24 protein-coding genes and 4 tRNA genes are annotated in these 24,820 nt (G+C 62.8%); 15 read left to right on the forward strand and 13 right to left on the reverse strand.

The genetic code is table 11. The features are described 5' to 3' along the window. Nucleotides 1-92 precede the first annotated feature (92 nt). The 4 genes from PAB09_RS00825 to PAB09_RS00840 form a co-directional block, all read right to left on the reverse strand. Nucleotides 93-2,120 (reverse strand): galactan 5-O-arabinofuranosyltransferase, encoded by a 2,028-nt coding sequence (locus tag PAB09_RS00825; protein WP_271034233.1) that lies wholly within the window; start codon nt 2,118-2,120, stop codon nt 93-95. A 154-nt stretch (nt 2,121-2,274) separates the two neighbouring features. After that, the gene (locus PAB09_RS00830) at nt 2,275-3,036 is read right to left on the reverse strand and encodes a decaprenylphospho-beta-D-erythro-pentofuranosid-2-ulose 2-reductase (protein ID WP_271034234.1); all 762 of its coding nucleotides are present in this window, start codon (nt 3,034-3,036) and stop codon (nt 2,275-2,277) included. Between the two features lie 19 nt (nt 3,037-3,055). Further along, a complete protein-coding gene (locus PAB09_RS00835) occupies nt 3,056-4,471 on the reverse strand; it encodes an FAD-binding oxidoreductase (protein WP_271034235.1) in 1,416 nt (471 codons plus the stop codon). Between the two features lie 246 nt (nt 4,472-4,717). After that, nucleotides 4,718-4,945, reverse strand: coding sequence for a hypothetical protein (locus tag PAB09_RS00840; protein WP_271034236.1), 228 nt, complete (start codon nt 4,943-4,945; stop codon nt 4,718-4,720). Nucleotides 4,946-4,985: 40 nt separating this feature from the next. Here PAB09_RS00840 and PAB09_RS00845 point away from each other — a divergent pair, with 40 nt between their 5' ends. From PAB09_RS00845 to PAB09_RS00855, 3 genes are read left to right on the forward strand one after another with little or no spacing between them, the layout of a single operon-like run. Continuing rightward, nucleotides 4,986-5,474, forward strand: a complete 489-nt coding sequence (locus PAB09_RS00845) for a hypothetical protein (RefSeq protein ID WP_271034237.1) — start codon at nt 4,986-4,988, stop codon at nt 5,472-5,474. Between the two features lie 50 nt (nt 5,475-5,524). Beyond that, nucleotides 5,525-6,574, forward strand: a complete 1,050-nt coding sequence (locus PAB09_RS00850; protein WP_271034238.1) for a hypothetical protein — start codon at nt 5,525-5,527, stop codon at nt 6,572-6,574. 30 nt (nt 6,575-6,604) lie between these two features. Then, complete coding sequence (locus PAB09_RS00855; RefSeq protein WP_271034239.1) at nt 6,605-7,057, forward strand: GtrA family protein; 453 nt, start codon at nt 6,605-6,607, stop codon at nt 7,055-7,057. 3 nt (nt 7,058-7,060) lie between these two features. Here PAB09_RS00855 and glfT1 read toward each other — a convergent pair whose 3' ends face one another. Beyond that, the gene (gene glfT1, locus PAB09_RS00860) at nt 7,061-7,969 is read right to left on the reverse strand and encodes a galactofuranosyltransferase GlfT1 (RefSeq protein WP_271034240.1); all 909 of its coding nucleotides are present in this window, start codon (nt 7,967-7,969) and stop codon (nt 7,061-7,063) included. A gap of 113 nt (nt 7,970-8,082) precedes the next feature. Between glfT1 and PAB09_RS00865 the strand changes: the two genes are divergently transcribed. The 4 genes from PAB09_RS00865 (at nt 8,083) to PAB09_RS00880 (ending at nt 11,922) form a co-directional block, all read left to right on the forward strand. Then, the gene (locus PAB09_RS00865; RefSeq protein WP_271034241.1) at nt 8,083-9,156 is read left to right on the forward strand and encodes a metal ABC transporter substrate-binding protein; all 1,074 of its coding nucleotides are present in this window, start codon (nt 8,083-8,085) and stop codon (nt 9,154-9,156) included. 221 nt (nt 9,157-9,377) lie between these two features. Further along, entirely contained in the window at nt 9,378-10,070 is a 693-nt protein-coding gene (locus tag PAB09_RS00870) for a metal ABC transporter ATP-binding protein (protein ID WP_271034242.1), read from the forward strand. Beyond that, complete coding sequence (locus PAB09_RS00875) at nt 10,070-11,059, forward strand: metal ABC transporter permease (RefSeq protein ID WP_271035225.1); 990 nt, start codon at nt 10,070-10,072, stop codon at nt 11,057-11,059. The genes PAB09_RS00870 and PAB09_RS00875 overlap by 1 nt, the downstream gene beginning before the upstream one ends. Beyond that, nucleotides 11,056-11,922, forward strand: a complete 867-nt coding sequence (locus PAB09_RS00880; RefSeq protein WP_271034243.1) for a metal ABC transporter permease — start codon at nt 11,056-11,058, stop codon at nt 11,920-11,922. The genes PAB09_RS00875 and PAB09_RS00880 overlap by 4 nt, the downstream gene beginning before the upstream one ends. Here PAB09_RS00880 and wzt read toward each other — a convergent pair. After that, on the reverse strand, nt 11,868-12,671 hold the full coding sequence (gene wzt / locus PAB09_RS00885) for a galactan export ABC transporter ATP-binding subunit Wzt/RfbE (protein ID WP_271034244.1): 804 nt from the start codon (nt 12,669-12,671) through the stop codon (nt 11,868-11,870). The genes PAB09_RS00880 and wzt overlap by 55 nt on opposite strands. Nucleotides 12,672-12,680: 9 nt before the next feature. Beyond that, on the reverse strand, nt 12,681-13,541 hold the full coding sequence (gene wzm, locus PAB09_RS00890; protein WP_271035226.1) for a galactan export ABC transporter permease subunit Wzm/RfbD: 861 nt from the start codon (nt 13,539-13,541) through the stop codon (nt 12,681-12,683). 133 nt (nt 13,542-13,674) lie between these two features. Between wzm and PAB09_RS00895 the strand changes: the two genes are divergently transcribed. Then, nucleotides 13,675-14,889 (forward strand): aminotransferase class V-fold PLP-dependent enzyme, encoded by a 1,215-nt coding sequence (locus PAB09_RS00895; protein ID WP_271034245.1) that lies wholly within the window; start codon nt 13,675-13,677, stop codon nt 14,887-14,889. A gap of 33 nt (nt 14,890-14,922) precedes the next feature. Here PAB09_RS00895 and PAB09_RS00900 read toward each other — a convergent pair whose 3' ends face one another. Beyond that, a complete protein-coding gene (locus PAB09_RS00900) occupies nt 14,923-15,873 on the reverse strand; it encodes an NAD(P)H-quinone oxidoreductase (RefSeq protein ID WP_271034246.1) in 951 nt (316 codons plus the stop codon). A 53-nt stretch (nt 15,874-15,926) separates the two neighbouring features. Between PAB09_RS00900 and PAB09_RS00905 the strand changes: the two genes are divergently transcribed. After that, a tRNA-Ser gene (locus tag PAB09_RS00905) sits at nt 15,927-16,014 on the forward strand. Between the two features lie 175 nt (nt 16,015-16,189). Here PAB09_RS00905 and hisC read toward each other — a convergent pair. Then, on the reverse strand, nt 16,190-17,233 hold the full coding sequence (gene hisC, locus PAB09_RS00910) for a histidinol-phosphate transaminase (protein ID WP_271034247.1): 1,044 nt from the start codon (nt 17,231-17,233) through the stop codon (nt 16,190-16,192). A gap of 115 nt (nt 17,234-17,348) precedes the next feature. Here hisC and PAB09_RS00915 point away from each other — a divergent pair. The 3 genes from PAB09_RS00915 (at nt 17,349) to PAB09_RS00925 (ending at nt 17,957) form a co-directional block, all read left to right on the forward strand. Continuing rightward, nucleotides 17,349-17,437 (forward strand) — tRNA-Ser (locus tag PAB09_RS00915). Nucleotides 17,438-17,485: 48 nt separating this feature from the next. Then, nucleotides 17,486-17,561, forward strand: a tRNA-Arg gene (locus PAB09_RS00920). Between the two features lie 323 nt (nt 17,562-17,884). Beyond that, nucleotides 17,885-17,957, forward strand: a tRNA-Arg gene (locus tag PAB09_RS00925). A 183-nt stretch (nt 17,958-18,140) separates the two neighbouring features. Here PAB09_RS00925 and PAB09_RS00930 read toward each other — a convergent pair. From PAB09_RS00930 to PAB09_RS00945, 4 genes are all read right to left on the reverse strand, one after another. Continuing rightward, entirely contained in the window at nt 18,141-18,335 is a 195-nt protein-coding gene (locus PAB09_RS00930; protein ID WP_271034248.1) for a hypothetical protein, read from the reverse strand. Continuing rightward, nucleotides 18,332-18,478: a hypothetical protein gene (locus PAB09_RS00935; protein ID WP_271034249.1), complete on the reverse strand. Its 147-nt coding sequence runs from the start codon at nt 18,476-18,478 to the stop codon at nt 18,332-18,334. The genes PAB09_RS00930 and PAB09_RS00935 overlap by 4 nt, the downstream gene beginning before the upstream one ends. Nucleotides 18,479-18,628: 150 nt before the next feature. Further along, nucleotides 18,629-18,943 carry an excalibur calcium-binding domain-containing protein gene (locus PAB09_RS00940; RefSeq protein WP_271034250.1) on the reverse strand — a complete coding sequence of 105 codons (315 nt, stop codon included), beginning with the start codon at nt 18,941-18,943 and terminating at the stop codon, nt 18,629-18,631. Nucleotides 18,944-19,564: 621 nt separating this feature from the next. After that, nucleotides 19,565-19,867 (reverse strand): urease subunit gamma, encoded by a 303-nt coding sequence (locus tag PAB09_RS00945; protein ID WP_271034251.1) that lies wholly within the window; start codon nt 19,865-19,867, stop codon nt 19,565-19,567. Between the two features lie 300 nt (nt 19,868-20,167). Here PAB09_RS00945 and PAB09_RS00950 point away from each other — a divergent pair, with 300 nt between their 5' ends. The 3 genes from PAB09_RS00950 to PAB09_RS00960 all read left to right on the forward strand — a co-directional run bounded on the left by PAB09_RS00950 (nt 20,168) and on the right by PAB09_RS00960 (nt 24,698). Then, nucleotides 20,168-20,749, forward strand: coding sequence for a TetR/AcrR family transcriptional regulator (locus tag PAB09_RS00950; RefSeq protein ID WP_271034252.1), 582 nt, complete (start codon nt 20,168-20,170; stop codon nt 20,747-20,749). 485 nt (nt 20,750-21,234) lie between these two features. Next, nucleotides 21,235-22,410: an acetyl-CoA C-acyltransferase gene (locus tag PAB09_RS00955; RefSeq protein WP_271034253.1), complete on the forward strand. Its 1,176-nt coding sequence runs from the start codon at nt 21,235-21,237 to the stop codon at nt 22,408-22,410. Between the two features lie 2 nt (nt 22,411-22,412). Further along, nucleotides 22,413-24,698: a 3-hydroxyacyl-CoA dehydrogenase/enoyl-CoA hydratase family protein gene (locus PAB09_RS00960; protein WP_271034254.1), complete on the forward strand. Its 2,286-nt coding sequence runs from the start codon at nt 22,413-22,415 to the stop codon at nt 24,696-24,698. Nucleotides 24,699-24,820 lie beyond the last annotated feature (122 nt).

Genomic DNA, 24,820 nt, shown 5'->3' on the forward strand with positions numbered 1-24,820 from the left:
GGGGCTGGCCCCGTTGTCACCTGGGTTTCAGACACGGCATTAAATCCTAGTTCATCGCCTTCGTGGGGCAGGGTTGACGCTTTCCGTGGCGGCTAGCTAAGAACACGAGTCACCACCACGAAAGGTCCGATCTCGGTGATGCGGAAGGCGTCGGAGTCGAAGCTGGCCGGGTTAAATTGCACGCCGACAAAACGCACGTTGGGGTTGTTCGGGTAGATATCTTCCGCCAGGTCATAGACCCAGCCGGAGCCAAAGTCCTGCCCGCTGCTTTCCGACGTCTCCTGCGGCGCATCGCCCTCGGCCGCCTGCCCGCGGAAGATGAACACCTGCGGCGGGGCCCACGAGGCGGAGTCAAGGGCGGCGGCGAAGGCCGCCGGATCGGCGAGATCGCTCCAGCTGCGGTTGGCGATGTCTTCGATGTAGGCGTTACGCTCATCGAACTCGCCCAGCGGGTTGGCGTAGTGGCTGGTAAAGGCCTGGAATCCGCGGTAAGGGTAGTAGGACATAAAGTCCTTCTCGCTGGTGAGCACCACGGTGTCATTGGGGACGAAGCCCTGGGCGAGCAGCTCCTCGTTGATTCGTGGATAGTACTGGGAGGCATCGGCCGGGAAGCGGTCCGCACGCTCGCCGTAGCCATCAGTCTCGGTGTAGGCCAGGTCGATGAGTTCGGCATTGCGGGTAGGGATCGACTGCGCGTAGCTGATTCCGGCCACCGATAGCACGGCCACCAGGCAGATTGTCACAAGCTTAGAGGTACGTTCGCTAAACTGCGCCGGGTAGAAGCGGTGAATGCCCGCAAGCCGGAGATCGGCCAGGCCGAGCACGCCCGCGGTGGCCAGCAGCAAGGTGACCACCACTTCGAGGCGGAAGCCCAGCAAGGTAGTACCGGCGAGAGTCATGGCCATCGAGGCGATGATCCAGCAGTAGATGGCGATGAGGCACACGGCGAGTGCGCGCACATCCGGATCAAGAAAGCGCACGATGAGGTAGATGAGGCCGATAAAGCACAAGATGCCCACGATGCTGGTGGCCAGCATGGGGAAGGGCAGTTGCGCGCCGGCGGCGGGCAGGTAGTGGTTGGCGGTGGCGCCGGAACGGTGTTCGCCGGAAAGCACCGCCAGGATGTACGGTGCCCACACGATCGCGGCGATGGCCATGGAGCCGACCCCAGCGACGATAACGCGCAGGATAGGCCACCAGGATTTCTCGAAGATGAGCGAAAGCAGCCCGGCAAGCACGAGCATGCTCAGCGCGATGACGGCGGTAAAAAGCGTGTACATGGAGGCCGAGAGGCCGAGGAAGACGGTGATCCCGGCCAGCGCGAAGCGATCCCCACTGAGGCCGCGCCGCCCGATGACGGCGGCGGCAGCCGCACCCAGGGCGATGATGGCCGCATAGGGTTCCTCCGAGCTGGTGACCAGCATGATGCAGGTAGAGACCAAGGCGATAGCCGTTGCCACCGGAAGGGATCCGGTAATGCGCTGCCACACGGGCACGAGCAGGCAGGCGGCCATGGACAGGCTCACCAGCGACCACGGTTGGAAGGCCTCCCATCCGGGCAGGCCCAGGAGGTTGGCAAAGCGCCCGCCAGTCCAGAACCAGCCTGCGGGGTAGAAGGCGGGCAGGTCGGCGTAGTTCATGTCCGACAGGTGCCAGGAGTCCGTCAAACGGGTGAGGTATTGGGTGCGGAATCCCTGGTCAATTGCGATACCGTCGAGGTACATGCGGGTGGCCGACAGCGGGATGGTGAGGCTGGCGGTGATCACACCCGCCGGGGCGAGATAGGCCACCGCGTAGCTTAGCCACGTCCGCCAGCGCGGCCGGGTGCGTCCCGTGCGCTGGTCTAGCATCCAATAGACCATGAGCACCGCGGTAACAATCACGATGACCACGGTGGCAACCGTGGCCAGCGCGCGCGTGACGAGCGAGCCGCTAAACGCCGGAAGGGAGGTCTGCTTGAAGGCATACCATGCGACAAGCGTTGCGAGCCCGCCCGCGATGATCGCGATCGTCATCGCCACAAGCGTTGCTTTTTTGCTCAGCGCATCCGGGGCGTAGCTTTCTTCGGTTGTGCTGGCATCGTCGCGGAAGCTAGGTGGCGTCTCGGTCGTGGCAGTCATTCTTATATCTTGTCACACCCGTCGCAGCAGTTCGCTTCTAGTTCTTGCTTTCCGACGGCTAAGGTGTGCGCGCGCCACCTGGTGGCCGAGGCGCAAACACAAATCTCCCCACCATGGCGGCGGGGAGACTGCAGACCGGGAGCCGAACGGCTGCCTAGAACGGCAGCTTGCGGAAGATCGGCTGCGGGATGAACTTAAACGCCAGGGAGACGTATTCGAACAGCGGGTGGACGTACAGGGAGTGCTTGCGGTTGAGCACGGCCTCGACGGTGGCCTTGGCCACGTCTTCCTTGTCCACGGTCAGCGGGGCTTCGCCCGCGGCTGCGGACATCTTCGTGCGGACCTGGCCCGGGCGCACCACGAGCACGTTGACGCCATAGTCGCGCAGGGCCTCGCCGAGGTTGACGTAGAAGCCGTCCATGCCGGCCTTGGATGCACCGTAGACGAAGTTGGAGCGGCGCACGCGCTGGCCTGCGACAGACGACAGGGCGACGATGGTGCCGTGTCCCTGCTCCTTGAACTTCTCGGCCAGCAGCACGCCCACGGACACCGGCGCGGTGTAGTTGGTCTCAGCGGAGGCGACGGCCTTTTCCTGATCCTGCCACAGCTCCTCCTGGTCGCCCAGGGTGCCGAAGGCAACGATGGCCACGTCGACGTCGCCTGCGGCAAACGCCAGGTCGATGACCTCCTTGTGGGTGTCGAAGGCGGTGGCGTCGAAGTCGACAACCTCGACGGCGCTGGCGCCAGCGGCCTCAACTGCGGCCTTGGCGGCGTCGATACGCGGGGAATCCTTGCGGGCTGCAAGGGTGACGTGCGCGGGGCCGCGCTTGAGGAACTCCTCGACGATGGCCAGGCCGATCTCGGAGGTGCCACCGAGCAGGAGGATGTTTTGCAGCTGTCCAACAGCATTGAGCATGGTGGTTAAAGCCTTTCTATTAGTGCAGCTCGAGGCGGCGGGACATGTCGGAGGCGAAGACGCCGGTCGGGTCGATGGCATTGCGGGTCTTGAGCCAACCCTCCATGCCTGGGTACATCTTGTGGAAGTTCTCGGCGGAGGTGCGCGACTCCTTGGCCAGGTACAGGCGGCCGCCGAACTCCATGACGCGGCGATCGAGATCGTCGAGGAAAGCGCCGAGACCCGGCTTGATCGGGAAGTCCACACACACGTTCCAGCCCGGCATCGGGTAGGACAGCGGGGCCTTGTTGCCCGGGCCGAACAGCTTGAACACATTCAGCGCCGAGTAGTGGCCGGACTTTTGCATGTCGCGGATGATCTCCTTGAACGGCTCCACGGCATCCATCGGAACCACGAACTGGTATTGCAGGAAGCCCTTGGAACCGTAACCGCGGTTCCACTCGCCGATGAGATCCAGCGGCTGGTAGAACTGCGTGAGGTTCTTGATCTTGTTCCGCGCCGGGGCGCCCATCATGTAGTAGGCCTCGCCGATGGCCATGAGCGTGAGCTTGTTCATGGTAAAGGACGGGAAGATGTCCGGCACGGTCATCAGCTGCGGGGCGTTGAACTTCAGCGGATCCTTGGCCAGCTTCGGGGCCAGCTCCTCAAGTTGTGCCAGGGTTGCCAGCGAACCGCGGGAGATGGTGGAGCGGCCGAGCTTGGGTTCGGGGGAGATGACGTCGAACCATGCAGAAGAATAGGTGTAGTTCTTCTCCGAACCGTCGGAGTGGAAGGCCACCGTCTCGTCTAAGTTGTTGGTGCGGTCGGTGTCTGAGACGAAGTAGGCGGTTTCCGTCTTGGTCATCTTGATGGTGGCGCGCACGATGATGCCGGTCAGCCCCATGCCGCCGACGGTGGCCCAGAACAGCTCGCCGCTGGGGTCATCCGGGGTGCCTTCCGGCTCTAGGTGCAGGATGCGGCCGTCGGCTACCAGCAGCTCCATGGAGGTGACGTGGTTGCCGAAGGAGCCTGCGGAGTGGTGGTTCTTGCCGTGGATGTCCGGGCCGATGGCGCCACCGATGGTGACCTGGCGCGTACCGGGAAGGACTGGAACCCACAGGCCATACGGCAGGGCTGCCTTCATGAGCTGATCCAGGGTGACGCCGCCGTCGACGTCGACGAGGGCGGTCTCCGGGTCGATGGAGTGAATCTTGTTCAGAGCCTGCATGTCCACCACGAGGCCGCCGGCGTTTTGGGCCGGGTCGCCGTAGGAGCGTCCCATGCCGCGGGCGATGACGCCGCGCTTGAGGTAGTCCGGCTTGTCGGCGTTGTCCTCGGCGACAAGCTTGACGGCCTTGACGATTTCGTCGAGGTCCGGAGTGCTGAGAACCTGTGCGGTGGTGGGCGCCGTGCGTCCCCAACCGTTGAGTTTCTTGGCGGTTGTGTTCAGTTCCATGTGGTCGGTGTCCTACATCCTTGGTTTTCTGCCTTTCTGCCCAGCACCGCTAACGGGGCGGTTTCCGTGGACACAAGGCATTCAGCTTTTCGCTGAAGGCGCAGGCGGCCAAGGCAGTGAAGGCAGGAAAGCTCGACTCGATTTGTTCTTAAACAACAAGAGTACTCACATTGCACGCAAAAAACGCGCTGGAAGAATGTGAGATATGTTTTGTTTCGCTTTTGTTTGTGTGGGGAACTAGTCGCCTTAGAGGTCCATGAGGTCGCGAATCTCCTGCGGGAGCTCCTCCTGGCTGGTGATTTGCGGGCCTTCGTAGTTGTTGAGGATCTCGTACACGCGAACCCGGGATGCGGAATCGAGCAGCGGGAGCTCTTCGGCGATGAGCCTGGTCATGAACTGGTTCATCGGGGTATTTGTCAGCTCCGCGGCGATGTGCCCGGGCTCCGGCTTCTCTTTCTTAAAAAGACCAAACATGGCCTCCATGCTAGCGCCGTGCGGCGGTAGGGTAGGGGATATGACCGCTCAAGCCAATAACGATTCGCACGTCGGCGCGCCTGGGGATGCCGGCGCGGACCTGCCCACCACCGAATACAACACCCTCAATGACTCGCTCGCTGGCCGCCTAGCCCAGGCGGGCGTGGGTGCTGCGATCACGGCCCTGCCGGACTATGTTTCCTCCCGCACGTTGCGTGCGCTTATCGACGTGATCCTGGGCAGCTCCCTGGGCGCGGCCCTGATCTATTCGAACGCCCAAGACGATGATCCGAACAATGACCCGGCGGCGGTCTTTGAGGATATTTCCGCCATCGATCTCGGCGGCCCGGTCAAGACGTGGGCCGCCGTCATCGCGGGGCTTGGTGCCGTGGTGGCTTCCTGTTACTGGTCGTCGAAGAGCCAAGAAAAGATGGCCGCGTGGATGTATAAGCGCGGCGTGAAAAAGCCCAACACCATCCTCGGTGTGCTCGCGGGCATGCTCATCTTTTTCGGCTCTCAGCAGCAATAACGCCCACGGCGCCCGCCGCCATTTCGGCGGGTGGGACTACGCTGGGACTCATGAACTCCTCCTCCCGCCTTGCCCCGGTGATCCCTTTGCCGGTGCGCCGAGCCACCGCGCCGCAGGCGGGCGTGCGTCGGAAACCGCGGACGCTTATCCTGAGCGCCACGCTGCTGGCCGGGACGGGGGAGATCCATCGCCACATTGGCATCGATGATTCCATGAGTCTGGATGAGCTGCACAAGGTCATCGATATCTGCTTCGGCCTTGCCGGGGAAAACCCGCCGTGGGTGATGTATGCCGGCGGGCGCAAGCTGGAGGCTGGCGAGTGCGTGCACCGGGTGCTCGGCATCCGTGGCGGGGGAGCAGACCTGCCAGACCCCGCATCCGCTGGCGAGTCACAAAGCGTCGAAGCGGTGGCCACCGCAGGGGGAGGTGCCACCGGAGACGTGTCGGATGTGGCCTTTATCCATGACGGCTTCGGCGAGGACGGCTTCAGCGGCGAGGAACGTGACGCCTTTGCCATCGTGGGCGGGCCGAGCCTCGACTATGAGTGGGGCCTGTGGCACATCGACGTTGAGGTGGTCGATGAGATCGTGCGTGATGCGGGCACGCCGCGCGCGCTGTGCGTGGGGGGCACCGGCGCGCTGCGCGATGAGGAATTTGATCCTTCGATCATCAACGCCACGCTGACGGGTGACGAGGTCATCGAGCAGACCCTGAGCTTGGTCGATGAGCATGTCGCCAATGTCATCCGCCGAAGCGGTATGTATGACTTCATCGCGTTGTTGCAGGCGCTGGACATTTCCAGGCACAGCACGGGCGTGACTGCAATCCGCCTGCCGGTGGAGCGTGACCTCAAAAGCAAGGACGCCTTCGTGGCGATGCTGCTGAGCTTGGCCTGCATGAGCGATGACTTCCTGACCGATACGGTGGCGATTACCGTCATGGATGCACTGGGCTGGGGCGAGCTTTCCCCCGAGGCGATCCGCTCGCTGTGCGCGCAGTCCTTGGCGGAGCTTGAGAGCCTTGGCGCCTATGGTGCTAGCCGAAAGTCCGCCGTCGACCGGATCGATATCTATCGGGAGCTTCTGCGTCGGCACGGCTAGCCAGAAGGTGGCACGGTAGGCTTATTCGCTGTGTCTGATAATCAACCTTCCGCCAACAATTCCCTCAAGACCCAATTGAGCCGCTTTGTCGCGGTAGGCGTGCTGTCGGCAATTGTGGACTTCGGGCTCACGCTCATCTTGACCGCGCTTGGGCTGCAGCGTTCGGCGTCGAAGGCCGTGGGCTGGTGCGCGGGCACGCTCACCGCCTACATCCTCAACTCCAAGTGGACCTTTAACTCAAAGACCTCGGCGAAGTCGACGGTGGCCGTGACGGCGCTGTACCTGTCCACCTTCGCGGTGCAAAACTTCCTCTACTGGGTGCTCGAATCCCCGCTGCAGTCGCTGGGACTATCTGACCTAGGGGTGGACACCGCTGCCTTCGTCATCGCCCAAGGCGTTGCCACTGTCACCAATTTCGTGGTCCAGCGGATGTTCATCTTCAACGACAAGCCTAAGGTGGTGGCCAGCGAAGATCCCCGCTAGTACCTAGGGGCGTTCGAAGCGTTCCTTGCGTCCCAAGTTGTGCAGCTTGAGCCACTGGCGGAAGCCCTTCGGGTCCTTGCGTTGGATGAGGAAGAACCACGCGAAACGGGCGTATTCCTGCGGGAGGAGTTTGCGCATGCCGGGCTGGTTCATGAGGTAGCCGCGGTTGCGGTAGGTAAAAAACCGCTTGCCCTCGTTATCGGGGTACTGGGTGTGCATGCGCCCGCCGAGGATCGGCTTGAACTCGCCGGAGCCATTCGGATGCAGGTAGAAGGTTGTGAGGCAGGTGCCAAACTTGAGCCCGGAGCGGACGAGACGGCGGTGGTATTCCACCTCATCGCCGCGGATGAAGAGGCGATAATCCGGCACGCCGATGATCTCCATCGCGGAGGCGGAGATCAGCGCACCATTAAAGAGGGAGGCATACTGGGGGAGGAAATCGCCGGTGAGCTCCTCGGTGCGGCGATGCCAGGTGGTGCCTTGGCGCAGCGGGAAGGCGAGCAGGGTGGGGTCGTTGATATCGCACACCAGCGGCGAGATTTCGTCGAGGCCTTCGCGCTCGGCCATGTCGTAGAGGGTCTTGAGGACCTCCCGGTCGGCTGGGCGCCCGTCATCGTCGGCGCACCAGATAGCCTGCGCGCCCTTGGCGAGTGCGGTGAGGAAGCCTAGGGCAAAGCCGCCGGCGCCGCCGAGATTCGTCTTGGAGGGAACGTACACGCCGCGGTCGCCTGCGGTTTCGCGCAGCAGCTTTTCGACGGCCTCGTCGCAGCCATTATCCACCACGATGATCCACTCGACCGGGTGGGACTGCTCGGCGACCACCTTCAGGGAGCCTGCTAGTTCTTCGACCCTGTTGTGTGTCACAATGACGGCAGCGGTGGAAAAACTGTGATGCAGGTGCTTCGTGCTCATGGTGCAAATTGTCTCACACGTGCGGGGAGCGTGGGTGTTGGGCTTGTGTCTTTTCTTTAAGGCGCACGAACTGAAAAACAATTTGACTAACATCATATTATGAAACTATGGAAATGAATTTTCAACAAGGACGCTTATCGCTAAAGGTCGCACTGGCCACAGGAGCCGCAGCGGCACTCGTTGCACTCAGTGCCTGCTCCGTCGAGGTTGACGGCAAAAGCGCCGATAGCTCAGGCGCGTCGGGTAAGGATCTGACCGTGTTCGCTACCACCGGCTACATCGGTGACGCGGTCCAGAATATTGCCCCTGACGCCAAGCTCACCACCATGATCGGCCCGGGTGGGGATCCGCACACCTATCAGGCCACCACCAAGGACATCGCCGCCATGCAGGACGCCGATGTGGTGTTGTGGTCCGGGCTTGGTCTCGAGGCCAGCATGCAAGACCAGCTCGAAGGACTCGGCGACAAGCAGCTAGCCGTAGCCGAGACCATCCCGGACGACAAGCTCTTGCCGTGGACCGAATCCGAGGAGGAGCACGACCACGAAGCGGAAGAAGAACACGCGGATCACGATCACGCAACCGAGGCCGAAGAGGCAGCCGGCTCGGCCACGAACGCGCATGCGGGCCATGACCACGGCGACCTAGAGTTCGACCCCCACGTGTGGAACTCGACCGACAACTGGAAGCTCGTGATTGATGCGATCGTCGAAAAGCTCTCCGAGGCCGACACGGCCGGGGCTGCAACCTATAAGGAAAACGGCGAGAAGTACAAGGCCGAGATCGATGAGACGGCCGAGTATGTCCAGCAGCAGATCGATTCGATCCCGGAAGATCAGCGCACGCTGATCTCCGGCCACGATGCCTTCGCCTACTTCGGCAACCAGTTCGGCCTGGAAATCAAGGCCACCGACTTCGTCTCCTCCGATGCGCAGCTTTCGGCCAGCGAGCTCGTGGAACTTGCGCAGTTTATCGCCGACCACAAGGTGCGCACCGTCTTCCAGGATAACGTCTCCAACCCGCAGGCCATCCAGTCGCTGACAGAGCAGGCCAAAGCCGACGGGTGGGAGGTGACCGTATCCGATCAGACGCTGTACGCCGGCTCGCTGGGAGCTTCGGCCCCGCAGGACACCTACCTCGGCGTCATGCGCTATAACGCGGAGACGATCGCGAAGGCACTGTCCTAGCATTGGCTTGCGGCCTCTGAAGAATGGAGATTCACCCCACCTGCATGAAAGGCGCCCGCGCGGCCAGTGTGACACTGTATTGATAGTTCATGCTGGAGGCGGGGGCCTTCGGTTGCAAGCGATAAGATTGGGTGCGCTACCACGTGCACCACGGATAACCCCGACGTCCCAGGAAAGCCCACACCCTGGCACCTTGGCGTCGAAAAGCGAAAGAAGGCTCGATGAACGCATGCGTTGTCACTGACCTGGGCGTGAACTACCAAGCAACGACCGCACTGGAAAAGGTCAGCTTCAGCGTGCGAACCGGCACCATCATGGGACTCATCGGCCCCAACGGCGCGGGCAAATCCACCGCGCTCAAGGCGATGGTTGGCCTCGTGCCGCACACCGGCACCGTACGGCTTGCCGACGGCATCAGCCTGGGCTACATGCCCCAGGCCGCCGACGTGGACTGGGATTTCCCGATCACCGTCGAAAAGGTGGTGGAGATGGGGCGCTACCCGAAGCTTGGCTGGTTCAAGCGCCTGCGCCCGGCCGACCACGAAGCGGTAGAGGCGGCACTCGAGCGCGTCGGCATCGCCAATCTGCACAAGCGCCAGATTGGGCAGCTTTCCGGCGGCCAGCGCAAGCGTGTCTTCCTCGCGCGCATCCTCGCCCAAGATCCGGGCCTGTACCTGCTCGACGAGCCCTTCGCGGGCGTGGATGTGGCCAGCGAATCCGTGATTCACCGGGTGCTGCATGAGCTGCGCGATGCAGGCAAGACCATCGTGATCGTCCATCACGATTTGGCCACCGTCCGGCACCTTTCCGACGACGTCACCATCATCAACCGCAGCGTTGTCGCCAGTGGCCCGGCCAAGGCGACTCTGAGCCCCGACAACCTGGAGCGGGCCTTCGGACTGGGGATTGCATGATCACCCTCACCGAATTCTTCAGCCAATACTCCTACCTGCGCACCTTGGTCGGCACCATGGCCATCGGCGCCACCAGCGCGGCGATGGGAACGTTTCTGTATCTGCGCCGGCAAGCACTCATGTCCGATGTCATCGGCCACGCGGCCACGCCCGGCGTCATGCTGGTATTCCTGCTGGTGTCCACGCTGCTTCCCGACGCCGACCCGCGCTCGCTACCGGTACTGGTCATCGGCGCGCTGGTGTCTGCACTGTCCTCCGTCGCGCTATCCCAGCGCATCGCCGCCAAGACCCGAATCGGCATCGACGCCACCATGGCGGTAGTGCTCTCGCTGTACCTGGGCGGAGGCCTAGTTCTGCTGCAGATCATCCAAAAATCAACCCTGCCGAACAAGGGGGGTATCGAAGACCTCATGTTCGGCAACGCGGCCACGATGACCAACCTCGACGTGATCACGATTCTTATCAGCAGCGCCGTGGTGTTGCTCATCACCCTGTCGTGCTGGCGGCCGCTGACCTTGGTCGCCTTCGACCCCATCGAGGCCACGATCCAAAAGCTGCCGGGGTGGCTATCCACCGTGATGTTTGGGCTCATCGTGGTGGCGATCGTCATGGGGATCAAGGCCGTGGGGCTTATCCTCATGATCGCCTTCGCCGTGTTCCCACCCGCGGTGGCGAGGCAATTTTCCCGCAGCGTGGCGTCGATGTTCCTCAGCTCCGCCGTGGTCGGCGCGGTCGCGGCCGCGATCGGCACCTACCTGTCGGTGGGGCTCGGCCAAAAGGTGCCCACCGGACCCATGATCGTGGTCATCCTCGGCGCCTTCGTCCTTCTTGCGCTGCTGGTGGCGCCGCTGTATGAGCGCATCACCGGCGCGCGCCAGGCCTGCGAGGAAAAGGCGGCCCAGGAGGGCGCGGCCAGAGGTGTGTGCCCGCGCCTTGCCACGCGGCGGGCCGGGGCGGCCGAGGGGGAAGAGAAAGGGGAGAGCCTGTGAGCTTCGTTATCTCAGTGGCCCTGTTGGCTGCGGTGTGCTCTCTCGCGCTGGCGGTTCCGGGCATGGTGCTGGGGTTGCGTCGGCAGGCAATGCTTTCCGACGCCCTGTCGCACGCCGTGGTTCCCGGCATCGCCATCGGAGTGATGCTGACGGGAACGACCACCTCGCCGTGGCTGATGATCGGCGCCACCATCTGCGGCGTGGCCGTCTTCGCGCTGACCGAATGGCTGGTCCAACGCGGGCGCTTTACCAAAGACGCCGCGACCGGGCTGGTCTTCCCCGTCTTCTTCGCCATCGGCGTCATCATCATTTCCACCGCACTCAAGGGCGCGGCGATCAGCGAATCCACCGTCCTCGTGGGCGATCTCAACTTCGCCGCCCTCGACCACATCATCGTCGGGGGATACGACATCGGCCCGCGCCAGGCCTGGATCATCGGGGTCGTGGGGATCGCCTGCGCGAGCGTGCTGGGGCTGGTCTATCGCCCGCTGGTGGTGCATACCTTTGACCCGGTTTTTGCCGCCTCCATCGGCTGGCGGGCGCGGTTGGTCAACTACGTGGTCATGGTGGTCAGCTCGCTGACCGTGGTGGCCAGCTTCGACGCCACCGGCGCGGTGCTGGTGGTAGCGCTCATGATGGTTCCCCCGGCAACCGCCATGTTAGTTGCCACCACCATGCGCTCCTTTATCCTGCTCACCCTCGCTATCGCGCTGATAAGCTCTCAGGTGGGTTTCTTCGCCGCCTATCACCTCGACGCCGCCACCTCCCCCATGATGGCGCTTATCGACGGCGTCATCTTCCTCGCCGTCTACGCCTGCTCCGTATTCTCTTCCTCCAAGCGGGCCATGAGCCGGCGCACGTGATCGGCCGCGCCCTTGCCCTCGTAGGCCTCGACGATGGTATCCACGGCGCCTGCCTGACGGATGGTGCCGTGATCGACCCACAGCGCCGAATCGCATAGCTGTGCGAGGAAGTCATTGGAGTGGGAGGCAAACACGAGGATGCCCGAGCGCTGCACCAGCTCCTGGAGCCTGTTGCGGGCCTTGGCCATAAACGCCGCGTCAACCGCACCGATGCCTTCGTCGAGAAGCAAGATCTCGGGCTCGATGGAGGTGACCACGCCGAGCGCAAGGCGAATGCGCATGCCGGTGGAATAGGTGCGCAGCGGCATGGACAGGTACTCGCCGAGCTCGGTAAACTCCGCGATCTCATCCATCTTCTGCTTCATCTGCTTGCGGGTCTGCCCCAAAAACAGGCCACGGATGATGATGTTCTCATACCCGGAGATCTCCGGATCCATGCCCACACCCAGGTCGAACACGGGCGCCACGCGCCCGCGCACATGCGCCGAGCCGCGGGTGGGTTCGTAGATGCCCGACAGCAGCCGCAGCAGGGTGGACTTGCCCGCGCCGTTGTGGCCGACCAGTCCCACGCGATCGCCTTCCCGCAGGTGCAGGTTGATGTCGCGCAGGGCCTCGACCACCACGGTGTTGTCCTTGTTGCGCCCGATCGCGCCGCCGGCCGCACCGAGGAAGGCCTTCTTCATGGAACGGGACTTGGCATCGAAGATGGGGAAGTCCACGCAGGCGTTGTAAGTATCGATAGAAACCATGCTTGCCTCCTAAACCCAGTAGCTGACGCGGAAGCGCCACTGCTTCATAGCGCCCAGCGCCAATAAGACTCCGGCGATCGTGCAGCCGATGACCACCCACCAGTGATAGGTAGGAAGATCCACGCCGATCAAAGGTGCGCGGACGACCTCCATGTAATGGTAGAGCGGATTAAGCTGCGCGAGCTTCGCGCGCTCGGAGACCGCGCCACCTTGCTCGTAGAGGGTCTGGGTGGTCCACACGATCGGGGTGACGTAGAACAGGAGCTGCGTGCCCGCCTCCAGCAGGGGAGAGACGTCGCGATAGCGGGTGGCGATGATGCCGAAGAACATGCTCACCCACACGCCGTTGACGATGAGCAGGGCCAGCGCGGGGATCGCGAGCAGGATGTCCCAGCCCAAAGGCCTGGGGAAGATCAGCATGAGGATCACCCAGATCACCATGTTGTGGGCCAGGAAGAGGGTCTGCTTCCACACGAGGCGGTAGACATGCACCGACAGCGCCGAGGGAAGCTGCTTGATGAGGCCCTCGTTGTCGATGAAGACGTCCGAGCCCTCCTTGATGCAGCCCGAGATGAAGTTCCACATGATCAGACCCACCGTCACGTGGGGCAGGAACTGTGCCACCGGGATCTTAAACAGCACCGAGTACAACAGGCCAAGGGCTGCCGCCATCACGCCGGTAGCAATGGTGATCCACAGCGGGCCGAGGACCGAGCGGCGATAGCGCTGCTTGATGTCTTGCCAGCCTAGTTGCAGCCACAGCTCGTGCTGGTTGAAACCACGCACGAGGTCGCTCCAGGCGGCCTTGAGCGTCTTGGATTGCGAGGGCTCCGGATCGTGGTCAGCGACCGCCGTGATGCGGCCGACCATCTCCTCGAGTGTCTCCTCGCGGTTGTTGTTCGGGACTTGTTCGTGCACAAATAGTTAGCCTAGCTGGCTGAGTGCAAACATTGAATCTGACAGGCATACTATTAGGGGTCTGTTGCGTGTGCGAGGAGTAGTCATGGTCTTTGATGTAGCCAGCGTTCGAGGGTTATATACCTCGTTGAGTGACGGCTGGACCTACCTCAATTCCGATCAGCGCCCACAGATCGCGGAGTCCGTTTCGGCCGCGGTTTCCCGCAGTTTCCGCAGCGCCCCAGTGCTCGAACCGGTCGGTGAGGTGCTCAACGTCACCGGTACGCATTCGCTGTCGCCGCGCGCCGGGCGTCCGGTTGGCGAAAGCTACATGGAATCCGCTCGCCGCGCGATTGCCGATCTCACCGGCGCCCCTACCCAGGCCGTCATCCTTGGGCCGAGCCTCGAGGTGCTTTATTCGCGCCTGTCGCGGGCGTTGCGTCCGCTCATGCGCCGCGGCGCCGGCATCGTTCACTCCCGCGCGGATGTCTTGCGTATCGACGCCGCCCAGGCCGGCGCGTCCGAGGAATCCTTTGCCGAGCCCGACCTTGGCACGGGGCTCGTGCCCGCGTTCCAATACCGCCAGCTGGTGTCGGGTTCGACCCGCTTGGTTGCGCTGTCCGGCGCGCACCGTCTCGTCGGCACCGTCAATCCGGTTGCTGAGATCGCAGACATCGTGCACTCTTCCTCGCGCGCGTGGGTGCTTGTCGACGTCACCAGCATGGCCGCCGCACGCCCCATCAACATCGATGAACTCGGGGCGGACATTCTGGGCCTCGACTGCGCGGGCCTTGGCGGCCCGGACGTGGCGGCCCTGGTGTTTAGGGACGTCACCATGTTCCCACGCATCGACATTCGCCCCCTGGATCTGCACGTGGCCCCGGGGCTTGCCGGAGGGGTTGCGGCCTTGGTCGACCATCTCGCCGATCTTGTTTCCTCGCGCCGCGGTACCCGCCGCACCCGGCTGGCCACGTCCCTTGCGGAAACGGAGAAGTACCTTGACCAGCTGGATACCTACCTCGTGGACTCGCTGAGCTCGTTGCCTACCGTGCACCTGTTCGGGGTCACTGGCGAGGCCGCCGCGGGCGCGGAGGTGCCCCGCATCCCGCGCGCGAGCCTATGCATCGACTCCGTGCCCGCCACGACTATCTATCAGCGCCTGCTATCCCACCGCGTGGTGACCACCATCGCCGGCGAGGATCCGCTGCTTGAGGCCATGGGTGCCGGTGACACCGAGGGTGTGGTCACCGTGGGGCTGTCCGCCTACAACACCACCAGCGACATCGACCAGCTGGTGCGCGCGGTGGCTTCCTTGGCCTAACGCACGGCGGACGCACCCACGAAGGCACCCGGCCTAGTCGACAGTCAAAACAACCTTGCCGGTGACCTCGCCGGAAGCCAGCATCGCATGGGCGCGGGCTGCGTCGGCAAGCGGCAGCGTGGAGTGCAGCTGGTGACGGATCGCACCGGATTCCAACAACGGCCACACATTCTCGACGGTGGAGGCGACAATGCGCGCCTTGTCGGCCTCGTCGCGGCTGCGCAGCGCGGTCGCGGAGATGGTGGCGCGCTTGGCCAGCAGCAACCCGATATTGAGCTCGCCTTTGACCCCGCCCTGTAGGCCGATGGTGACCTGGTGGCCACCCGTGGCAAGCGCCTTGACGTTGCCCGGCAGGTATTTTGCCCCCATGATGTCGAGGATGCGGTCGCACTTGTTCTTCATGACCTCCGCGAAGTCCTCCTCGCGGTAGTTGATGAGGATATCCGCCCCCAGCTGGCGGCACGCCTCAAGCTTCTCCGGGGAACCGGCCGTCACCGCCACCGTGGCGCCGATGTGCTTGGCCAACTGGATGGCGAAGGTGCCAATGCCACCCGCACCGCCGTGGATGAGGATGGTCTGACCCGCCTCTAATCCGGTGAGCATGCCGATATTCGACCACACGGTGGTAGCCACCTCCACCACGGATGCCGCCTCCGCAAAGGAGTAACCGGCCGGGATGGGCATGAGCTGGCCTGCGGGCACAGCCACGTACTCGGCGTAGCCGCCACCGGCCAGCAGGCAGGCGACCTGCTCGCCGACTTGACGGTCGGTGGTACCTGCATCGGCGATGAGGCCCGCGCACTCGAGGCCGAGGATCTCGGATGCGCCGGGTGGCGGCGGATAATGGCCGGCGGTTTGCAGGAGGTCGGCGCGGTTGACACCCGCGGCGTGGACGCGCACCAGCACCTCGCCGTCCTTTAAGGTGGGCTTTTCGGTGTCAATGAGCTCGAGCGTGTGCTCGTCAGTGATATGTATGGCCTTCATGACACCCCACGTTAGAGGATTTTGGGACTCGTCGGGTACAATTCAAAAACGCTGGAGGTATGACAGAGCGGCCGAATGTACTGGTCTTGAAAACCAGCGTTGGGAAACCAACCCAGGGTTCAAATCCCTGTGCCTCCGCCACAAGATTAAAACCCCAGCTTATAAGCTGGGGTTTTAATCGTATCCCCGAGCCCTCGGCGGTGAGTGGGCTCCTCGCTTCGCGGAGGTCAGCGACCGTAGGCGTCGGAAAGCACGCAAATAAGCGGGGCACACGCCCGCCGCCTGCGGGAAAGCTATGCGGCGAGCGTGCGGTGGACTAGGCGAAAGCGCGATCCCACGCGGCGATCAAAACGTCCATCTCTGCGGCATTCGTGATGGTAATGCGCACGCCCTCCGGGAAGGAGCGGACGATAACGCCCTCGGCGGCCAGGGTGGAAGCAATCTCTGCAGAGCGCTCCGGGGTCGTAGGTAGCCAGATGAAGTTCGCCTGGGAGTGTGCGGCGCCGATGTGGTCGGCAACGCGGTCGCGGATTGCCACCGTCTCCTTGATGCGCGCGAGCAGCTCGTCGCGGGCGTGAAGGGAAGCAATCGCACCGGCCTGGGCGGCGACATTGACGCCGAAAGGTAGCGCCACCTTGTTCAATGCGTCGATGATCTCGGCCGCGCCGAAGGCATACCCCACGCGCACACCAGCCAGACCATAGGCCTTGGAGAAAGTGCGCAAGCCCACCACATTCGCGTGCTTGCGCACATAATCGGTGGCCACCGGCGAGTTGTCGTCGCGGTTGAACTCGAAATAGGCCTCGTCGAGGGCGACGATGATGTGCTTCGGGACGGACGCAAGGAAGGCGTCGAAATCGGCACGGGTAATCGTCGTGCCCGAAGGATTATTCGGATTGCACACGAAGATCAACTTCGTATTCTCATTCACCGCCGCGGCCATGGCCTCCAAGTCGTTGAAACCCTTGGCATCCAGCGGCACCGCAACCGGGGTGGCTCCGGTGACCTGGGTGAAGATCGGATAAGCCTCGAAGCTGCGCCACGGAAACACCACCTCATCGCCGGGGCCTGCGGTGATCTGCACCAACTGCTGACACAGTGCCGAAGAACCAACGCCGACGGCAACCTGCTCCAAGGTCAAGCCCAGGTGCTCGGCAAGTGCGGAACGAAGCTCCACCGCGGCCAGATCCGGGTAGCGATTGGCGCCGGCGGTCGCTGCGGCCATTGCCTCCTTTGCTGCATCGAGCGGCTCAAAAGCAACCTCATTGGAGGAAAGCTTGAGGCTGTGATCGTCTCGCTTGCCGGGGACGTAGGACGGGAGGGTTTCCAAATCGGGACGGATGTAAGCAGTCGAGGTCATTGCACCAGTCTAACCCCCGGCCTTAATGGGCAAAACTGTGCCCCAACGTGTTGGTTTGTGATGTGTCCGAACAGGGCTGTAATATGGTGCGAGATTCTTTTTAGAAAGAATTGCTGGAGACGTGCCAGAGCGGCCGAATGGGGCTCCCTGCTAAGGAGTTGACTTGTTTACGCAGGTCCGGAGGTTCAAATCCTCTCGTCTCCGCTCACTCCCACCGCGGTGGGAGCGTTTCACCGGGCCTGGTGGAACTTTGCGCCCGTAGCTCAACGGATAGAGCATCTGACTACGGATCAGAAGGTTGGGGGTTCGAATCCCTCCGGGCGCACCAGCAAAGACCCAGGTAAACACCATGTTTGCCTGGGTCTTTTTCGCGTTTTGGGGTCTTATTGTAGTAGCTACTTTTGCTTTCCGACGCCCCACGCAGCCTTTCCCTTCACCGCCCAGCTATCGTCGCGCCCTTGCTTTCCGACGTTCACAAAACCACCATCAGCCCCGAGCCCTTGTGCAGCCTGTCCGGCTGGCAATGGTGGGGAGCCTGGGTATGGGTATCGAAGGAAAAGCTATGTGACCTGCTAATTTGCCATGGTCGTTCAACTGGGTGTAACTTTATATCTCGTTGCAAGGCGAGAGCCGAACAACAAACAACAAAATGCGCCCGTAGCTCAACGGATAGAGCATCTGACTACGGATCAGAAGGTTGGGGGTTCGAATCCCTCCGGGCGCACAATACAAACCCCAGGTTAAATGACAAAAAGCCATTTGGCCTGGGGTTGTTTCGTGTTTGCGGGGCTTTCCACGGGTAGGCCCCCGATCGCCGTGCGAACGGATCTCATGCCTGTAACCGCGGTGCTCACATACGAAGGGATCCCACCGAGTTCCTTGCCCTCGGTGGGATCCCTTTGCTGGATTATTTGTGATCCTTGGCTGGGGAGTCTGGCCTGGACGTCTGCCGGGACTTGACCTCCACGGCGTCCCAGAACGGGGTGCGTCTTTGTGCTGAATAAGTTGTCCAGGTCGAGGATTCAACCCCGCCGTGCTCCGCGCACTCCTTGACTTGCCAAAGCTCGCGCCCCGTTTCCTTATCAGTGACGATTGGGGTCATGCGCGCTCCTCGGAATAGATGTGGCGTGCGACGACAAACAGTAAAAGGAAGCCGCCCAGTGTGAGAAGCAACCCAAAGCCGGTAGGTGCGTAGAGCCCGATGGCGCCGAGTACAGAGACGGCGGCGGATTCAATGGGGCTCATTGCCCCTCTCGTTGCTGTGCAGAATGTTGGGGGTAAGCACCGGGTTCGGAATGATATGAGCATTTCGAACCCGGGGCTTACGTCTTGTGTTTCTTGGAGTCCTAGTAGGAGGCGTAGCACTTCCACGGCATATGGATAAGTGGCTTCCTACTAGCCTGGGTAATCTTCGCAGGCTACCTTGTCATTATCTCTGTCCAAACCGGGGCGATATTCTGGGTCTCCCTCGTAAACCTTGTGCCCGATGGACGCGCATCCGCCTCCGCCGCTGGCCGGTGCGGGCGTTTCAACGGGGGCCGGAACCTGCACGAAGTTCTGCATCGCTGGTGCGGGTGCGTCGGGAACCACGGTGTTTTCTTCCACCGCCGGCGCAGGAGCCTCGGGAATTACGGCATTTTCCTCCACTGCTGGCGGGGTTTCAGGCTGCAACGACTGCTCGGGCAGAGCGGGGTCTGTGCTTTGCTCCAAACCAGGCTCAGTGGTTGGCTGCGTTGTTTCCGCAGTACTTGTTGCTGCAACGCTGCTGGTGCTCGTACTGGTGGAGGTTACAACTGAGGACGAAGGCGTAGGTTCTTCGTTCGCAGTGGGGTTAGTCGAATCCTTTGGCGCCAGTATGGAGCCGATGAAGAACATCACGATCGAAGCTCCCCAAACCCACCGCCACTGGCGTGGAAGCGGGGCGGCACCCTTCTTTTCCCTCCTTTGGTGGAGCAGCCACCATGTTCCTGGAAGACCGAAAGCTAGGCCGAAGAAAAGCCCTGAAGCAGCAGATGCTATTGAGGTGCTGAGGGCGAAGAGCGCTGCCAAGATAGTCAAGAGCCCTATGCCTGCGGATGTCCAAGCCAGTATCTTTTTGAGCTGTTGCATGAGGAGATCCTTTCGTAAAATTCGTGGCCATACTTCGGTGAGAGCTGACAGTAGCGCCGAGTTCGAGGTGCTTTCTAGGTGTGAGTGGTTGTGGCGCCGCCGGCCGTGTGGGCGGCTGTGCCGGGGCGCGGATAGTGGGGATGGCCACGACTGCAGCAGTGGGTGCCAGTGGGTGACAGTCGGCGTCGGTGGGCGACTGTGCGCAGCGAATCGTGCTGCCAGCTAGCGAATCGGTGTATGTACGGTCACCAGCTTGGTACCGTCGGGAAAGGTGGCTTCGACCTGAACCTGGGTGAGCAGCTCAGGGACTCCCTCGAGCACGTCTTCGCGGCTGAGGATGGTGGTCCCAAACTCCATGAGCTCGGGCACGGTGCGCCCGTCGCGCGCGCCTTCGAGCAGCTCGTAGGAGATGATCGCCACCGCCTCGGGGTAGTTGAGCTTGAGACCGCGGGCCTGTCGTCTCCTGGCGAGGTCATTGGCAACGACGATCATGAGCTTTTCTTGTTCGCGGGGGAGTAAATGCATCCCGAGGTCCTCGACTTCCAAAGCGAAAAAACTATTGATTAACCGATATTCTAGGGGAAGTGCATGGGGGGATAAAAAGCAACATCGGAGTGAGTTAGCTCATTGATGGGCCCAGTTTCGGTGGCATCGCTTTGCCGAGTAGATTAGTAGTTGGCTATATTTACGTTCGTCAATACAAGGCCTGGTTAAATTTATGGCCCTCTTAGTAATGTCTTTGCGTAAATTAAGCTATAAATTAGCTGGAAGTTAAGTTGTGGGGCGTAGTTGGACGATTGGCTTCGTGAATAAAAAGGAGTAAGGATGCCCAAACGGGAACGGCGGGTGCAAATTGCCCGCGCTGCGTTGGAGCTTTTTGATGAACGTGGCTATAACGCGACCGGCATGAACGATGTTGCCAAGGTGATCGGCATCAGTGCTTCTTCCATCTATAACCATTACTCCTCCAAGCAGGAGATTCTTGCTGATATCTCCATCGGCGTGCACGAAGACCTCCTGCGTTTTAACGCCGAAGAGCTTGCCTCGAAACACGGGGTGATGGACAGGATGCGTACCGCCATGCGCGCCCATGTCATCTTCCATACGCGCCACGCCCAGGAGGTGCGTGTTGCCAACAAGGAGCTCGACAGCCTCGAAGAGCCGACCCGCGGGGTGGTGACCCAGCTGCGCCGCGACTATGTTGCCCGGTGGGAGGAGATCGTCGCCCGGGGTGTGGAGGAAGGGTTATTTCACGTTCGTGACCTGCGCATCGCCTGCTGGTCGCTGATCGATATGGGGCTAGGGGTCAGCTTCTGGTTTAGCGAGGAGGGCAAATATAGCTCCGAAGAACTCGCCGACATGTATGCCGACATGGCGTTGCGGCAGCTGGGAGTTGAGACTGTATAGGGTGCCGGGGAAGTGTAAAGACGGGATCGTAACGACGGATTGTAAAGGCTGATTCTTTGGGCTTTGGCGCAGGCTTTGGTGCGTTCACTGCGCATCAGGCTGTGTGCTAGGCGCTTTTTCGACGGCCCCCGCAACTGGCATGAACTACTCGCTGTGGCCTGGATGTATCTCCTTGGGCTTAAGCGAGATGCCGGTGTGGGGGTCTTCTTGTGTCTGGGGGCCTTCTTGCGTCTTCAGTGTGGAATGAAAATTCGCATGAGTGTGCTTGAAGGGTGGGTGATATATGCGGTTTTCATGGTGAAATGGGGAATTTTCCCGTGATTGTGCCCAAATCCTTGCGCCAGAACGTGACCTAGGCTACATTTTCACATACGAACCGTAATTCGTATGCGGCCGCGCTTTAAGTGCGGCAGGCGGCGTCGTGAAGCAAAACCCACAAACCACAAGCCGCCGACAGCTACTCGATAAAGGCAAAAGGAGCCCCCATGACCGACATCTTCATCGCATCCGCCGCGCGCCTGCCGATCGGGCGCTTCGGAGGAAGCCTCGCCAAGTTGCCCCCGCGCAAGCTGGGCACCCTCGCAGCCACCGAGGCCATCGCCCGCGCTGGTGTTGAGGCCGAGTCCATCGGCACCGCCGTCACCGGCAGCGTCGTCTCCACCGTGCCGGAGGACAAGTACATCGCGCGCACCATCGCCCTGGACTCCGGGCTGCCGTTTTCTTCCACCGCGCTGACCGTCAACCGCCTGTGCGGCTCCGGTCTGCAGGCGCTGGTGTCTGCAGCACAGGTGCTGCGCGACGGGGACTCCGACCTCGCACTGGTAAGCGGCGTGGAAAACATGTCCCAGGCGCCGTATTCCGTACAAAACGCCCGCTTCGGCCAGCGCATGGGCGACGGCGTCATGTATGACTGGCTCACCGGGGCGCTGACCTGCCCCATGCACAAGGTGCACATGGGTGTGACCGCCGAAACCGTCGCGCAGCGCTACGGCATCAGCCGCGAGCGCCAGGACGAGTTCTCCGCGCTGAGCCAGGCGCGCGCCATCGAGGCCATCGAGCAGGGCCGTTTCGACGAGCAGATTGTGCCGGTGACCCTCAGCTCCCGCGGCAAGGAGATCATCTTCGACCGCGATGAGCATCCGCGCGCCACCAGCGCCCAGGAGCTGGCAGGCCTGCGCCCGGTGTTTTCCAAGGACGGCACCGTCACCGCCGGCAATTCCTCCGGTCTCAACGACTCCGCGGGGGCCATCGTTTTGGCCACCGAGGCCACCGTCAATGCCCGCGACCTCAAGCCGCTGGCGCGCGTGGTCAGCTGGGGCATCGCCGGTGTGGACCCGGCAGTCATGGGCCTAGGCCCCATCGAGGCGGTCCCGCTTGCGCTGAAGAAGGCCGGTCTGAAGCTCGAGGACATCGACCTCATCGAGTCCAACGAGGCATTCGCCGCCCAGGCTTTGGCCGTGCAAGACGTCCTCGGTTTCGACCCGGATAAGACCAACGTTGACGGCGGAGCCATCGCGCTCGGCCACCCCATCGGCGCCACCGGCGTCATCATCGCCACCAAGCTCGTGCACCGCCTGCGCGCAAACGGCGGCCGCTACGGCCTGGCCACCATGTGCATCGGAGGCGGACAGGGCATCGCAGTAATCGTGGAGGCTTGCTAACAATGACGAACCAGACCATTAACCCCATCCAGCGCGCCGCCGTTATCGGCGCAGGCTCCATGGGCGCTGGCATCGCCGCGCACATGGCCAACGCGGGCATTGACGTGCTGCTATTGGACATGCCAGCCGAAGGTGCCACCCACGCTGAGCGCAGCGCCCGGGCCCAGGCGGGCATCGACACCCAGCTCAAGCGCCGCGGATTCATGCGCCCGGAGTTTGCCTCCCGCGTGAGCGCCGGCAACACCGAGGATGACCTCGACAAGCTCGCCGAGGTGGACTGGGTGGTCGAGGCCATCTTCGAAAACCTCGACGCCAAGCGCGACCTGTATGCCCGCATCGAGCCGCACCTGAAGCCCGAGGCCTTGGTGACCTCCAATACCTCCACCATCCCGCTCGAACAGCTCGTCGGTGGCATGCCCGCCTCGCGCCGCGAGCGTTTCGCCATCGTGCACTTCTTCAACCCGCCGCGCGTCATGCGCCTGGTGGAGCTGGTGCGCGGCCCGGAGACCAGCGAGGATGCGGTGGCAACGCTGCGGCGTGCCATCGAGCGGCAGCTGGGCAAGGTCGCACTCGATTGCCGTGATACCCCAGGCTTTATCGCCAACCGCATCGGTAACCTCTGGATGGCCGCAGGAGCGCGCATTGCCATCGATAGCGGCCTGGCACCGGAAGTCGCCGACGCCTGCTTCGGCCGACAGTTCGGCATCCCGCGCACCGGCATCTTCGGCCTCTTTGACTACGTGGGTCTGCAGCTGGTCCCGCCGATCTGGGGCAGCCTGACCACCGCCTTGCCCGAGACGGACGCTTACCACCGTTATCCGATCCTCGACGATCCGATGTTTGCCGGCCTACTCGAGCGCGGCCTGACCGGACGCACCGGCCCCTCCGGTATCTACCGCGGGCGCGACGAGGTCATCGCCTCGACCACCGGCGAAAGCTTCGAGTATCGCCCGCGCGTGGCTATCACCGACCCCGCCGCGGGCGCAAAGACCGCGCTGCAGGTCATGGAGACCGACAGCGACGGTGGCCGTTTCGCCAAGGCAACCTTGCTTGCCACCCTGCGTTACTGCCTGGATACCGCCCCGGAGATCTGCGAGACCGTGGATGCCATCGACGCCGCCATGGAACTCGGCTATGCCTGGAAGCGTGGCCCGTTTAAGCTTGCCGACGCCATCGGCCTGCCGTGGTTGCGCGAGCAGTTCGCCGCCGACGAGCAGGGCGTCCCGCCGCTTCTCGACGCCGCCATCGCCGCAGGCGGGTTCTACCCCGCGCCCGGAAAGGTCCTGCGCTCCGACGGCACCGTGGGCAACGTGCCCGAGCGGGAGGGCGTGGTCACCGTCGCCGAGATTGTCGCCTCCCCGGGGGCGCGCGTGGTCGCCGAAAACGAGGCTGCCCGCGTGCACCTTCTCGATAACGGCGTGGGCATCTTCGAGCTGATCACCACCCTAAACTGCCTGAGCGTCTCGGCGCTGGAGATGCTCGACCGCGTGGCACAAGAGGGCGCGGACTGGGGCGTGCGCGCCCTCGTGGTAGCCAATGACGAGGGGCGTGCGTTTAGCGCCGGTGCGGATCTCAACCGTCTGGCCGCCACCGCCGAGGCCAACGATCCGGTCGAAGTAGAGAAGTTCATCCGTGCCGGTTCCGAGCGCCTGCGCGCGCTGCGCAAGGCCCCATTCCCGGTGGTTGGCGCCGTCCGCGGCGTGGCCCTCGGCGGAGGCGCGGAGCTGCTCATGGCCTGCGACCGCACCGTCATCCACGCTGAGACCCGCATCGGCTTCCCGGAGCGCAACGTGGGCCTGTACCCGACCTGGTGCGGCATGGTGCGCACGCTCGAGCGCCTGGTTGCCCACGGCGTGGACAACCCTGTGGCCACCGCCTTCGGGCTGATCGCGGGCGCCGGTCAGCACTTGCCCTTCGACCTCGAAGCCCTGGGCGTGCTCGGTGAGCAAGACAGCATCGTCCAAAGCTTCGATCACGTTGTAGGCGATGCGGTGGCGCTGGCTGCCACGCTCATCGACGGCTACGTCGCCCCGGCCGATGTCACCCTGCCCACCTGGACCAGTGACACCCCGCTGATAGAGACGATCGACTCCACGGATTTGACCGACAACGACATGGTCATCGTCAACGCCATCGCCAAGGTCTACACCGTCCCCGGGCAGGCGACCGTGGACTCCGAGACCCTTGCCGATCGCGAGATCGAGTTCTGCGTGCCGCTGCTATCGCTGCCCGCCAACCAGGCGCGCGCCCGCAGCATGGCTGATACCCGCAAGCCATTGCGCAACTAGGGCTTGAGCTGGGTTCTACCCGGCAGAGGAAAAGGACCGGCACCTCCGTGCCGGTCCTTTTCGTCTGTCCTTCGTCTTCGGTGCCTTCGATGGCCCCGCAGGCACCCGCCTTTGCGTAGCCG

It is taken from the genome of Corynebacterium sp. SCR221107, assembly GCF_027886475.1.
Lineage (GTDB): Bacteria > Actinomycetota > Actinomycetes > Mycobacteriales > Mycobacteriaceae > Corynebacterium.

What these genes read in the sequence shown, in the direction of transcription:
- PAB09_RS00895 (WP_271034245.1), top strand. Translation starts at nt 13,675, where the DNA reads ATGGTCTTTGATGTAGCCAGCGTTCGAGGGTTATATACCTCGTTGAGT.
- PAB09_RS00845 (WP_271034237.1), top strand. Translation starts at nt 4,986, where the DNA reads ATGACCGCTCAAGCCAATAACGATTCGCACGTCGGCGCGCCTGGGGAT.
- PAB09_RS00835 (WP_271034235.1), bottom strand. Translation starts at nt 4,471, where the DNA reads ATGGAACTGAACACAACCGCCAAGAAACTCAACGGTTGGGGACGCACG.
- PAB09_RS00825 (WP_271034233.1), bottom strand. Translation starts at nt 2,120, where the DNA reads ATGACTGCCACGACCGAGACGCCACCTAGCTTCCGCGACGATGCCAGC.
- PAB09_RS00955 (WP_271034253.1), top strand. Translation starts at nt 21,235, where the DNA reads ATGACCGACATCTTCATCGCATCCGCCGCGCGCCTGCCGATCGGGCGC.
- glfT1 (WP_271034240.1), bottom strand. Translation starts at nt 7,969, where the DNA reads ATGAGCACGAAGCACCTGCATCACAGTTTTTCCACCGCTGCCGTCATT.
- PAB09_RS00945 (WP_271034251.1), bottom strand. Translation starts at nt 19,867, where the DNA reads ATGCATTTACTCCCCCGCGAACAAGAAAAGCTCATGATCGTCGTTGCC.
- PAB09_RS00950 (WP_271034252.1), top strand. Translation starts at nt 20,168, where the DNA reads ATGCCCAAACGGGAACGGCGGGTGCAAATTGCCCGCGCTGCGTTGGAG.
- PAB09_RS00960 (WP_271034254.1), top strand. Translation starts at nt 22,413, where the DNA reads ATGACGAACCAGACCATTAACCCCATCCAGCGCGCCGCCGTTATCGGC.
- PAB09_RS00935 (WP_271034249.1), bottom strand. Translation starts at nt 18,478, where the DNA reads ATGAGCCCCATTGAATCCGCCGCCGTCTCTGTACTCGGCGCCATCGGG.
- PAB09_RS00850 (WP_271034238.1), top strand. Translation starts at nt 5,525, where the DNA reads ATGAACTCCTCCTCCCGCCTTGCCCCGGTGATCCCTTTGCCGGTGCGC.
- hisC (WP_271034247.1), bottom strand. Translation starts at nt 17,233, where the DNA reads ATGACCTCGACTGCTTACATCCGTCCCGATTTGGAAACCCTCCCGTCC.
- PAB09_RS00930 (WP_271034248.1), bottom strand. Translation starts at nt 18,335, where the DNA reads ATGACCCCAATCGTCACTGATAAGGAAACGGGGCGCGAGCTTTGGCAA.
- PAB09_RS00865 (WP_271034241.1), top strand. Translation starts at nt 8,083, where the DNA reads ATGAATTTTCAACAAGGACGCTTATCGCTAAAGGTCGCACTGGCCACA.
- PAB09_RS00840 (WP_271034236.1), bottom strand. Translation starts at nt 4,945, where the DNA reads ATGTTTGGTCTTTTTAAGAAAGAGAAGCCGGAGCCCGGGCACATCGCC.
- PAB09_RS00900 (WP_271034246.1), bottom strand. Translation starts at nt 15,873, where the DNA reads ATGAAGGCCATACATATCACTGACGAGCACACGCTCGAGCTCATTGAC.
- PAB09_RS00830 (WP_271034234.1), bottom strand. Translation starts at nt 3,036, where the DNA reads ATGCTCAATGCTGTTGGACAGCTGCAAAACATCCTCCTGCTCGGTGGC.
- PAB09_RS00870 (WP_271034242.1), top strand. Translation starts at nt 9,378, where the DNA reads ATGAACGCATGCGTTGTCACTGACCTGGGCGTGAACTACCAAGCAACG.
- wzt (WP_271034244.1), bottom strand. Translation starts at nt 12,671, where the DNA reads ATGGTTTCTATCGATACTTACAACGCCTGCGTGGACTTCCCCATCTTC.
- wzm (WP_271035226.1), bottom strand. Translation starts at nt 13,541, where the DNA reads ATGGTCGGCCGCATCACGGCGGTCGCTGACCACGATCCGGAGCCCTCG.